Source organism: Paraburkholderia sp. ZP32-5 (assembly GCF_021390495.1).
Lineage (GTDB): Bacteria > Pseudomonadota > Gammaproteobacteria > Burkholderiales > Burkholderiaceae > Paraburkholderia.
The window spans coordinates 918825-930373 of sequence record NZ_JAJEJP010000003.1 but is presented as its reverse complement, the minus strand read 5'-3'; the positions used below and the strand labels follow the sequence as shown (position 1 = coordinate 930373).

The following is an 11549-nucleotide window of genomic DNA, read 5'->3' as shown; positions in this document are numbered from 1 at the left end:
CTTACATTCGGAAAACCGGCGTCGGGCCGGTGGCGGGTGCCTCGGCCGCGGCCAGCGCCAGACACAACCCGATGACTTCACGCGTCTCGGATGGCTCGATCAGTCCGTCGTCCCACAACCGCGCGGTCGCGTAGTAGGGATCGCTCTGTTCCTCAAACTGCGCGCGCGTCGCGCGATCGATTTCCGCGATTTCGTCCTCGCTTGCGGGGCTTTTGAGGCTGCTGCGGCGCAGGTCCGTCAATACCGTCGAGGCGACGTCCGCGCTCATCGTCGCGATCTTTGAATTGGGCCATGCGAACAGGAAGCGAGGATTGAAGCCGCGCCCGCACATGCCGTAGTTGCCCGCGCCGAACGAGCCACCGATGATCACCGTGAATCGCGGCACGCGCGCGGTCGCCATTGCATAGACGAGCTTCGCACTATGGCGGGCGATGCCGCCGCGTTCCGCCTCGGTGCCCACCATGAAGCCGGTGATGTTCTGCAGGAACAGCAGCGGAATGCCGCGCTGGTTGCACATTTCGATAAAATGCGCGCCCTTCGCCGCTGATTCGGAAAACAGCACGCCGTTGTTCGCAATGATGCCGACCGGGTAGCCGCACCAGTAGGCGGTGCCGCAAACCAGCGTACTCCCGAAGTCGGGCTTGAACTCCTGGAACGCGGAATCGTCGACGAGACGCGCGATCACCTCACGCACGTCGTACGGCTCCTTGAAGCCGGGCGGCACGATGCCGCGCAAATCGCCGATGTCGTAGCGCGGCGGTTTCACGTCGTGCAGTGCGCCGAACAGCGTACGTGGCCGGTTCAGACCGGCGACGATGTCGCGCACGCGCAGCAGCGCCTGCGCTTCGTTTTCGGCGAGATAGTCCGACACGCCGGACACGCGCGTATGCATTTCGGCACCGCCTAGCGTCTCGCCATCGACGATCTCGTTGATCGCTGCCTTGACGATCTGCGGACCGCCTAGGTGGATGCGCGCCTGGCCGCGTACCATCACCACTTCGTCGGAAAGCGCGGGAATGTATGCGCCGCCCGCCGTGCAGCCACCGAACACCGCCGAGATCTGCGGAATGCCTTGAGCGGACATCTGGCACTGCCGGAAGAACGTATTACCGAAGTGATCCTTGTCCGGAAATACACGATCCTGTTCCGGCAGATATGCGCCGCCGCAGTCGACAAGGTAGATGGTCGGCAGCCGATGCTGCTCGGCGATTTCCTGCGCACGTACGTGCTTCTTCACCGTCTCCGCGAAAAAGGAGCCGCCTTTGACGGTCGCGTCGTTCGCGATCAGCATGCACGGCATGCCCGCGATCAGGCCCACGCCGGTGATCACGCCGGCCGACGGCACGGCGTTGCCGTACAGGCCCCATGCAGCCAGCGGCGACAGTTCGAGAAACGGCGACAGTGGATCGAGCAGCAGATCGATGCGTTCCCGCGCGAGCATCTTGCCGCGCTGATGATGACGCTCGACGAGCTTCTCCCCGCCGCCGGCGAGCACATGCGCGTGGCGCGCGCGCAATTCGTCGAGCAACGCATCGTAGTGCGCCAGATTCCTCTGGAAGGTCGCCGACTGGCGGTCGACGCGCGTTGCAATCGTGCTCATTCGGTCATCGTCACGTAGTGGAAATCGGTGATGCGGCCTTGCGGCGCATCGATGAATTGCACGCGCACGCGCGTGCCTGGTGCGAGTTTCGCCGCGGCGGCGGGCACATCGGACAGATCGAGCCCGCGCACGAAGTTGAGCATCGCCGTGCTCACGCCATCCAGCCGCACATAGGCGATTGCATACGGCGGCTCTGGCAGATGATCGAAGGCCGCGCTGACGATCGTCGCGGATTCGATCGTGCCTTCACTTCCCGCGTCGACGTATCCATCGCACTTTTCGAAACTGCGCTCGCAATAGGCACGCGGCGGCAGATACGTCATGCCCGACGCGCTGCAGGAAGTAGCGACAATGCGCTTGTGCTTCAGCGCATCGAAGAACCGCGCGCCGACCTCACCGACGGGATAGCGATAGCGCACCTGCCATTCGCCGGGAAACGTGTGTGGATCGTTCGTCTCAGTTGAAGCGCCCATATCGACTGCCTCCTGTCAGTGCCGTTCTTCGCGGCGTCATTAGCCCGCATCGGAACGGCGCGGTTCGTCGCTCAGCATCGTGACCGTAAAAAATTGCGTGGACCCGCCAATCGCGGTAGTCAGTGCGTTGTGTACGTTCGGCACCTGCATCGCGTTCGAGTTGCCCATCACCTGACGCGCCGCTTCGGCCGCGCGCACCAGCCCGACCGCGCCGATCGGGTTCGTGCAGAGCGTGCCGCCCGATGGATTCACGGCGAGCGCGCCATCCATGTCGAACGCGCCTTCATCCGACAGATGCTGTGCGGTGCCCGGCGCGCAAAACCCCATCGCTTCGAGTTGCGGAAAGTGAAACGAGCTGAAAGGATCGTAGATTTCGACGGTCTGGATCTGCGCGTGCGGATCGGTAATACCGGCCTGCCGGAAACATTCGCGCGCCGCCGGACGCATTTCGGCGAAGGTGGCGAAATCGGTTTCGGCGTACGGGCCCTGCCGGTCGCCCATGAACACCGTGTTCGATACGCCCGCGATGCCGGTGACGAATGCAGGGCGGGTGCAACGTTCGCGCGCGAGCCGCTCCGATGTCATCACCAGCGCAGCGGCGCCAGCCGAACGCGGACAGATGTCGAACAATTTGTACGGCCACGATATGCGTGGTGAGTTCATGACAGCGGCGATATCGATATCGCCCTTCAGGTGCGCACACGGATTGTTCAACGCATTGCGACGCGCGCGCACGACGACGTTCGCATACTGTTCCTCGGTCGTACCGTACTTGTGCATGTAGCGCTGCGTCGCAAGCGCCGTCATCGTGACGGTGTTGAGCGCAACGTCCTGCTCGTAGAACGAGTCCCAGATCAGGTTCAGCAGAAACTGCGCATCTGGTGATTCGGTGATGCGGTCCGCGCCCACGACGAGCACGGTCTCGTATTGCCCTGATGCGATATGGGCATGGGCGGCCTGCAACGCGGAGCCGCCGGTCGCGCCGCCGGTCTCAAGCCGCATGAACGGCTTGCCGCGCGCCCAGGTGTAATCGACCGCCCACTTGTCCGCGTCGGCCACGCCCATGAACGACGTCGGACCCATGGAGAACACCACGGCATCGATCGCCTCCGGCTGCAGGTTTGCGTCGACGAGGGCGAGTGCGACCGCGTCCTGCGCAAGCTCCGGATAGGTCTTGTCGTCGAGGCGCGAGCGGAATTCGGTCAGCCCCGTGCCGATGATCGCCACGTTTGTCGCGTTATGAGATGCACCCGGATGCGTCATCGGCCGGCTCCGACCATTAGCACGAAACCGTGCGTCTGCTGCGCGAATCCCGACGCGCCGTGCGCGAGCGCGCGCTTCGCACCGTCGACCTGATGCCCGCCCGCGCGCCCGCTCACCTGCAGCGCCGCTTCGGCCGCATTGAGCAAACCCATCGAAAAGTACGGGTTTTGCGCCCACGCGCCGCCCGAAGGGCTCACGCGCGTGCTAGACGGCGGTCGCAATGCAGCCTGGTATGCGAGGTCGGCCCACGCATGCTGCGCATCGAATTCGATCACGTCGATGTCGTCGATGTCGACCCCGTCCGCGCGCTTGAACGTCTCCATCGCGTGTTGCCTGAACACGTCGAGACTGGCGAGGCGATCTGCATCCAGCTGATAGCGATCCACGCCCCACGCCATGCCCGCGAGGCGTGCGAGCGGCCGCGCGTCCGGATGCGCGCGGACCCAATGCCCGGAGGCGATCACCAGCGCGACCGCGCCGTCCGTGACGGGCGCACGATGCGCCGCGCGCAGCGGGTACGCGATGCGCTCCGATCTGGCGATGTCGGCCGCTTGCGGCACGTCTCTTGGAACGGCACGCGGATTGTCACGCGCGGCCGCGATACGTTCGATCAGACATGCAGCTACGGCTTCCTCGCTAAAGCCGTAGCGCTGCTGCACCGCATTTGCGAACAGGCCGTCGGCAACGGCAAAGTTCATGCCGACCGGGCGTAGAAAGAACGGTTCGCTGCGCATTCGCGCGATGTCTTCGAGATCCACGACCGAATTCTGACTGGTACTGACGACGAGCCCAAGATGAAGGTGCCCGGACGCCACGCGCATCGCGCCAAGATGCAATCCGGTGAGACCGGAGTCGGTCGTGCGCATTTCGTCTTTCAGATAACCGCCTGACGGCGCGGCGAGCAGCATACTGCTGATGCCGCGCGCGTCGAGCTCGTCACTGGCCGCGAGCGTGAGGTGATCGATGTCGGCGCGACGCACGCCGGCGTCGTCGAGCGCGGCGCGTGCCGTCCGATATGCCATTTCCTCCAGCCGTGCGTCGCCGATTGCCGTGGCAGCCGGGTGGATGGCCACTCCTAGCACATAGACATCCATAGGGACCTTTTAACCATGCGGTTCGCGTTTTGTCCGTCTCCAGCAAGCATGATAACGATCGCAACCCTTTCGGTCAATTAACTAACCGCATGGTCAGTTTGTGGAAAAGCGGGTAAATTACTTGCGTAAAATGGATGCATGACGCTTCGCAATGACACATACTAACCAGATGGTCAGTTATGTTCCTTGACAGATAACCGGCGCATATGGTTATCCTACGCATGAGAAACGCGTCACGTATTGCTCATCGCGCGCGTTTCACGCAAGGACATCGTCGAGGAGACAGCATGAGCGAGCATTTCGAAGGGCCGACGTTCGAGGGCGCCGCATTGAAGGTGGAATGGATCGAACGCGGGATCGCTTTGATCACATTGACCCGTCCGCAGCAGATGAATACGTTGACACTCGAATTCCTCGACGAATTCGAGCGTGCGCTCGATCTGCTCGAAAGCACGCGAACGCGCGCGCTGATCGTGACCGGTCAGGAACGTGCGTTTTGTTGCGGTGCGCATCTGCGCTACTTTGCCGGGCCCGAAGCGCGCTTCACCTCCCCGCAGCCCGCGCGCGACGACTACCTGGCGAAAATCGCGGTGCTGTTCGACCGGCTCGAGGAAATGCGCTTTCCGACCATCGCCGCGATCAACGGATTTGCGCTCGGCGGTGGCTGCGAGCTTGCGCTGTCGTGCGATTTCCGTGTCATCGCGGCGCACGCCAAGATCGGCTTGCCGGAGACGAAGATCGGCGCGGTCGCGGCTGCAGGCGGCGTGCAAAAGCTGATCCGTCACGTGGGACGCAGCCGCGCGCTCGACTGGATTCTGCGCGCGACACACATTGATGCACAGACGGTGGAGCGTTACGGGCTCGTGTCCGCAGTCGTGCCGGGTGAAGCGTTGATCGCCACGGCGCTCGACATCGCGCTCGAATTGCGCAAGCTCGGCCCGCAGGCACTCTCTCAATCGAAGCGGTCGATCTATCTGAGTGAAGACACGGATCTGCGCAGCGCGCGGCGCTTCGGCATAGAGGCCATTTCCATTCTCGTCGGCGGCGACGAATGGAAAGAAGGCATGAATGCCTTCGTCGAGAAGCGGCCGCCCACCTTCGACTCGATGTGAGGACACGATGCCGCGCGACCTCTCACGCTTCGCACAGCGCAGTGGCCGGAAAAGCCGGTCATGAGCGCGGGTGAACTCCTGCCTGGCACACCGGCACCCATGCACGTGTGGGATGGTGCGCGCGGCGTGCGGCTCGCCGCGGATACGTGGGGCGATCCGCTTGACCCTCTCGTCATATTGCAGCACGGTGGCGGCCAGACGCGCCATGCGTGGAAGCACACCGGCCAGCAACTGGGCGCTAGCGGCTACTACGCTGTGTCGTTCGACGCGCGCGGCCACGGTGACTCCACCTGGGCGCCGGACAGCGACTACACCGAAGACGCGATGGTCGAAGACCTTCTCTGCGTCGTTTCGGCGGTCGGCGGAACGAGACCCGTGCTGATCGGCGCGTCGCTGGGCGGCATCACCAGCATGATCGCGGCGGGTGAAAAGCATCTGGACGCACGGGCCCTGGTTATCGTCGACGTCGCACCGCGTGTCGAGTCCCATGGCGTTGAGCGGATTCACCGGTTCATGACGGGCCGGCCTGACGGCTTCAGGTCGCTCGACGAAGTCGCCGATGCCATTTCGGCTTATCAGCCGCATCGACCACGCCCCGCGTCGCTCGATGGGCTCGCGAAGAATCTGCGTGTCGGCGCCGACGGGCGATACCATTGGCATTGGGATCCGCGCTTCCGTCCCGATCTGCGCGATCCGCTCGCACTCGAACCGCGTCTGTCGCAATGCGTACGCGCATTGACCGCGCCAACGCTGCTGGTGCGTGGCGCAAAATCGGATGTGCTCAACGCGGCGAGCGTCGAGCACTTCGTGGCGTTGTGCCCGCATGCGCAGACTATCGACGTGGCGGGCGCAGCGCACATGGTGGCAGCCGACCAGAACGATCTGTTCGGCGACGCGATGCGCGGCTTTCTCGCTCACGCACTGGGCCGAGCGTAAGAGGCGCGCGCGCTCCTGGAACCGCCCTCACTCGTGCGGCGCTGTCGTCGCGCGCTTGACGATGATCGTCTGCTGCATGACTGCACACAGTGTTTCGACGCCTGCCTCTACGCCATAGACCTCTGCCTTAGTCACGATCAGCGTCTGACCCGCGCGTATGACGGCACCTCGCGCGACGAGCCGCTCTCCTTTTGAGGGCGCGACGAAATTAAGCTTGTATTCGGCCGTCAGCACCGACGCGTCCACGGGTGTCAGCGTCATCGCGGCAAAGCCCGGCGCCGTATCGCCAATCATGCCGACGATACCGCCGTGTATGTAGCCATGCTGCTGCTCTATGCCTTCCCAATGCGGCACCTGCACTTCCACCGCGCCTGCCTTCACATTGGTCAGCGTCGCCTTGATCAGGCGCATCGCGCTCAGCTTGCCATAGGCCTCGATGACATGCGGGGCAAAATCCGGAGAAAGCGGTGTATTCATAGGAGGTCCCCGTGTAGTGATCGTCGGCCGCCCTTGCTATCGCTCGCGAACCGCGGCGAGCACCGCTTCGAGCGCGCTCTGGTCTTCCAGTCCGCTCGTGTCGCCGGTGATCGCGCCCGTCTCCGCCGCTTCCCGCAACAACCGGCGCATGATCTTGCCAGCGCGCGTCTTGGGTAAAGCAGCCGACACGAAAACGTTGCCCAGGCGCGCGAAGGTCCCCACTGCTTTCTCGACATGGGCCGAAACGTCCGTTGCGGCTATCGCAGGATCGATGCCCGGCTTGAGCGTGACGAACGCGACAGGCACGGTGCCGCGCAACGCATCGCGCACGCCGACCACCGCTGCCTCAACCACACCATCGCAGCCCGAAGCCGCGCTTTCGATTTCCATCGTGCTGATCCGGTGCGCGGCGACGTTGATCACGTCGTTGGACCGTCCCAACACCCACAGCTGACCGTCGCGGTCAAGCACGGCCTCGTCGGACGTCGAGTAGTACCCGGGGAAGCGCTGGAAATAAGACTGGACGTAGCGTTCTGGATCGTCCCAGATGGTTCTCGCGAGAGTCGGGAACGGCTGCTTCAGGACCAGATTGCCGCGCACGCCGGGGCACGGGCGTACCCTCGTCGGCCAGACAGCGCGTTCTTCGGGCTCGCGGGATCGCCGAAACCTTCGCAGTCGCGCATCCGGCGGCCTTCTGGATGTCCTTCGTTGCAGATCACCTGCGAGTCGGACTCCCTCAGCTCGTGCACGCAGGCTGGGGCCCGGAGCGAAGCGGCGCGCCCTGGAAACTCGCGAAGTAATCAGTCAACGGGAAAGATATCCGGAAAAGAAAAATTACAATACCGACCGATGGAATCGCGGCAGTTTGATCGGCACGAGAAAGCGCAAAGACGCATTCGTCCGCAGCATAGCCGGCACCCAATGACATCGAGAAGCTGCTCAAGCTTCCGGCGATCTCCACACACGTCCTTTCGTCTTCGAACATTGGTGAATTAGCGATCAGAGCACGCCCCAGATCGACCATCGAATTCAAATGCGCTTCAGGCCGTCGTAAAGCCGCTGTTCAAACCGTCCATACAGATCGACAGTGCGCGGGTCGTAGAACGGCAGAATCTGCGTGAACAACGATCCAGTGACGCGCTTGACCGGGTCAACCCAAAAGAAGCAGTTCAGCAGGCCGGCCCAGCTGCCGCTGCCTGCGCTGCGTCCGTGAGGGCCAGGCGCGACGTTGATATCGAACGAAAGACCCCACTTGTGCGGCTGTCCGGGGAACTGATCGAAGCTGTTCGACCATGATGGTTGCGCCGACTTCATTTCCCCAACGAGAAGGTCGCCGATGTGATTGCGGAACATCATCGAAACCGTATCGGCCCGCAGCACGCGTTCGCTGCGGTAAGTACCGCCATTCAGCAGCATCTGCAGGAAGTTCATGTAGTCATGCGGCGTGCTGAACAGCCCCCCTCCGCCCTGGAAAAACTCAGGCCTCTGGTTCATCTCGAACGGCTCGGGCTTCAGTGCCCCATCGGGCTGACGGCGATGCGTCGTCGCCACGCGCTGCTTCTGGGCGCTGCCGATCAGGAAGCCTGTATTGCGCATACCAAGCGGATCGAAGATGTTCTCGCGGAAATAGACTTCCAGCGATTGATCCGTGACCGCCTCCACGAGTTTGCCGACCCAATCCATGCTGATGCCGTATTGCCAGCGTTCGCCAGGCTCGAACTCCAGCGGCGCGGCAAAAGCGCCATTGAGCGAATAGCCGATATCGGGCATGCCCGTCACCTTCTCGTACTGAGTCAGACGATCGTCCCAGATGCTATAGGTGTAGCCCGACGTATGCGTCAGCAGATGACGCACGGTGATCGTCTTGCGTGCGGGACGCAGAATCGGATGTCCCGAGGCGTCGAACCCTTCGAGAACCTGCGGCGACTTCAACTGCGGCAGAATTTCGGATGCCGGCTGCTCCAGTTTCAACTTGCCCTGCTCGATAAGCTGCATGCACGCAGTTGCGGTAATCGCCTTCGTCATCGATGCGAGCCAGAAAATCGAATCGGCCGAAATATCGTCGCCGGCAAGCGCGTTAGCATGGCCGGCCGCGCCCTGATAGACGATTCCGCGATCCGTTGCCGCCATCGCCACGACGCCAGCGACGACATCGTCGTTCACCGCCTGCCTTAGGACGGAATCAATCGAAGCAAATTGCGGCGTGTGTACAGGCGCGGCGGCCGGAGATGCGGGGACGGTAGCCGCCCGGGCGTTGCGATCGGAGAACGAACCTAGCGTGGCGGCCGCTAGGAGGCCAGATGCGCTTTTCAGTAAATCGCGGCGTTTGAGTCGAACAGTCATGAGTTATCGAGTGGTTGCAGATTGGCGGGTAGTGTCGTCAGCGCGGAGTCACAGCGCGTTGCGGTCGGCTCCGGTCCAAGTTGCGTGGATTGTGGACGCAGGCGGTTGAAAACAAAATGATCCGAATGGCACTTGATAATTGACAAACAATCACTTATGAAGCCCGGATTTCTGTTGTATTGGTGACGCGATCGTGAATGCTCGCCGAGACAAAAATGCCTTAAACCGTGGAGGCGGAGTAAGGGAGTTTTCAGCCTCGCAATTACCCACAACCATTAGCGGGCCGCAGTTAAGCGCACAGCTGTTCCTGTGGCGGTCTCAGCCGCCAACGTCAATCTATGAATCCGACCACCGCAGCCGAGCGCGTCCGTTTTTTCGATTTTATGGCTGCGACGCACGCCCATGAGATCAAGCGAATACAGATGCGGACTGCCGTCGCCGTGGCAACTCTGGGGTTGCCGCCAGAAAAGCGTCTGTACCGAGTTGCGTCCACGCGATTGCACATCTGCACGGCAGTAGCGTCACGGCGCGACGCGGGGCCTCATGACTATGTCTGGCGCGTCACACAGTGACTGATGCCGTTCACGTCGATGATTCCCGCGGACTTGGGCTACGCCTTCGTCACCAATCTGCGTATCCCGATCTATGACGTCAATTGCATACACTATCGAATCATGGCCAAACCAGAGCGCCGTTGAGCGATGACGACTGGTCGGTCATACGCGGCGGCGTGCTCTTTCCGGAAATGATTCCGGGCACGTTTTCACCGAAAGCTAACCTGGAAAATAACTACCTCATCGATCGCGGAGAGCAACGGCAGAGCGCTTACACGGGAATAAAGTCGATTCCGGTTCAAGACTACGCGGCGACGCAGGATGTTGGTGGTTTCCAATCGCCGACAGGACCGAAGAGCGTCTGATTGAGTCCGACATCGCGACCGTCGCGGTACGGCGCAGGATTCTTGAACGCCTAAAGGCGCTTGCCACGGGAAAGGAGCCGCCCGAGCCATCCATGCCCTTCGAATATCGCGTACGCTCCATGGAGATCATCGCCGCACGCGACCTGGACGTGACCTCTGCGATAGATAGCGCGATGGCGTCTCTGTCCGCGGGGTCAGTCTAAATGGCACAGGTGACCCAGTTCGGATTAGGTCGACTGGGCATGCCACTCGCGCGCCGTCTAATGGATAGCGGCCACGCTGTCTGCGTCAGCGACGTCGATCGTTGTGCCACCGAAGAGGCCCGGGCTTGGGGCGCGACTGTGGGCGAAACAACTGCGATGGCGGTTCGGGACAGCGAGGCTGTCTTTCTATGCCTTCCCGGCAAAACAGAGATCCAAGAAGTTGTCTTCGGCCAGAACGGAATAATCGCATCCGGTCTCAGAGATTCGCTAATCATCGACCACTCTTCGTTATCCCCGAAAATGACACAAGAGTTTGCCAGACGCGCGAGCGAAGCGAGGCTGATGCGGATAGACGCGCCCGTTTCCGGTGGCCCAGCGGTCCGTGCCACGTATTTTTCAGCAAGAAGCGCCTGATATTCATTGGCCTGCTGTCGGGCGAGCGGCGCAGTGTCAGCAAGCTTTGCTATTTCCTCACGAGTCGTTTCAAGCTCAGCCTGGCGTTTGAACAGTTCGGCCTCTGCGCTGTGTAGCTTGTCTCGATACTCCTGATACAAACCATCCGCGAAATGCTGCGTTTCGCGCTGCTGGATTGGCGACGCACCCTCGACGGCGTGCACAGCCGGCGCGAGCCCGTTGCTTTGCGCTTCAAGCAAGCCCTGGGCTCGAGAAATAGCAAGCTCCGCATCGATCTTTGACGCGCGTGCCTTGTCTGTGTCCGCCGCTGCCTGTGTGGGATCAAGTTCCATGAGGACCTGGCCAGCTGCCACACGCTGACCATCCTGTACCAGAATACTGCGAACCACACCTGTGATTGCCGGCTGTATGATCTTGATCCGGGCATTGGGGAGAAGCTTGCCCTTCGCGGCCGCTACGATGTCGAGCTGCCCAAAAATCGCGATTAGCAGAATGGCCAATGCCAGGAGGACGATGATACGCATCGTCCATCGCGGAACCGGATGAACCGGTGTTTCGACCAATTCCAGATTGGCTGGCAGGAATGCTATCTCATGAGACAGACGCGGCTTCGTGTCGAGCTGGTCACGAATCGACCAGGCCGTGCGCCATACCGCGCCGTAACGACGTAACAGGTCACCGATTGCCAGAACTCGGATGGAATTCATTGTTAAAT

At 61.9% G+C, this 11549-nt stretch carries 11 protein-coding genes; 3 read left to right on the top strand and 8 right to left on the bottom strand.

What is annotated here, in order from left to right; translation table 11 throughout:
• Position 1 precedes the first annotated feature (1 nt).
• Genes L0U82_RS36620 through L0U82_RS36605 form a run of 4 tightly spaced genes read right to left on the bottom strand, consistent with a single transcriptional unit; the run spans position 2 to position 4358 of the window.
• Positions 2–1600: an acyl-CoA carboxylase subunit beta gene (locus L0U82_RS36620; RefSeq protein ID WP_233838717.1), complete on the bottom strand. Its 1599-nt coding sequence runs from the start codon at positions 1598–1600 to the stop codon at positions 2–4.
• Complete coding sequence (locus tag L0U82_RS36615) at positions 1597–2073, bottom strand: Zn-ribbon domain-containing OB-fold protein (RefSeq protein ID WP_233838716.1); 477 nt, start codon at positions 2071–2073, stop codon at positions 1597–1599. The genes L0U82_RS36620 and L0U82_RS36615 overlap by 4 nt, the downstream gene beginning before the upstream one ends.
• A gap of 39 nt (positions 2074–2112) precedes the next feature.
• Positions 2113–3336, bottom strand: a complete 1224-nt coding sequence (locus tag L0U82_RS36610) for a thiolase family protein (RefSeq protein WP_233838710.1) — start codon at positions 3334–3336, stop codon at positions 2113–2115.
• A complete protein-coding gene (locus tag L0U82_RS36605) occupies positions 3333–4358 on the bottom strand; it encodes a thiolase C-terminal domain-containing protein (protein ID WP_233838709.1) in 1026 nt (341 codons plus the stop codon). The genes L0U82_RS36610 and L0U82_RS36605 overlap by 4 nt, the downstream gene beginning before the upstream one ends.
• Positions 4359–4717: 359 nt before the next feature.
• Here L0U82_RS36605 and L0U82_RS36600 point away from each other — a divergent pair, with 359 nt between their 5' ends.
• Both L0U82_RS36600 and L0U82_RS36595 read left to right on the top strand, forming a co-directional pair.
• On the top strand, positions 4718–5542 hold the full coding sequence (locus L0U82_RS36600; protein ID WP_233838708.1) for an enoyl-CoA hydratase/isomerase family protein: 825 nt from the start codon (positions 4718–4720) through the stop codon (positions 5540–5542).
• A 60-nt stretch (positions 5543–5602) separates the two neighbouring features.
• Positions 5603–6478, top strand: coding sequence for an alpha/beta fold hydrolase (locus L0U82_RS36595; protein WP_233838707.1), 876 nt, complete (start codon positions 5603–5605; stop codon positions 6476–6478).
• Between the two features lie 27 nt (positions 6479–6505).
• On the opposite strand, the gene L0U82_RS36590 is transcribed toward L0U82_RS36595, so the two are convergent.
• From L0U82_RS36590 to L0U82_RS36580, 3 genes are all read right to left on the bottom strand, one after another.
• On the bottom strand, positions 6506–6955 hold the full coding sequence (locus L0U82_RS36590) for a PaaI family thioesterase (protein WP_233838706.1): 450 nt from the start codon (positions 6953–6955) through the stop codon (positions 6506–6508).
• Positions 6956–6991: 36 nt separating this feature from the next.
• The gene (locus tag L0U82_RS36585; RefSeq protein WP_233838705.1) at positions 6992–7555 is read right to left on the bottom strand and encodes an AMP-binding enzyme; all 564 of its coding nucleotides are present in this window, start codon (positions 7553–7555) and stop codon (positions 6992–6994) included.
• 429 nt (positions 7556–7984) lie between these two features.
• Positions 7985–9298 (bottom strand): serine hydrolase domain-containing protein, encoded by a 1314-nt coding sequence (locus tag L0U82_RS36580; protein ID WP_267929941.1) that lies wholly within the window; start codon positions 9296–9298, stop codon positions 7985–7987.
• Positions 9299–9992: 694 nt separating this feature from the next.
• On the opposite strand from L0U82_RS36580, the gene L0U82_RS36575 reads away from it, so the two are divergent.
• Complete coding sequence (locus L0U82_RS36575; protein ID WP_233838703.1) at positions 9993–10217, top strand: hypothetical protein; 225 nt, start codon at positions 9993–9995, stop codon at positions 10215–10217.
• A gap of 199 nt (positions 10218–10416) precedes the next feature.
• Here L0U82_RS36575 and L0U82_RS36570 read toward each other — a convergent pair whose 3' ends face one another.
• Entirely contained in the window at positions 10417–11541 is a 1125-nt protein-coding gene (locus L0U82_RS36570; RefSeq protein ID WP_233838701.1) for a biotin/lipoyl-binding protein, read from the bottom strand.
• Between the last annotated feature and the right edge of the window lie 8 nt (positions 11542–11549).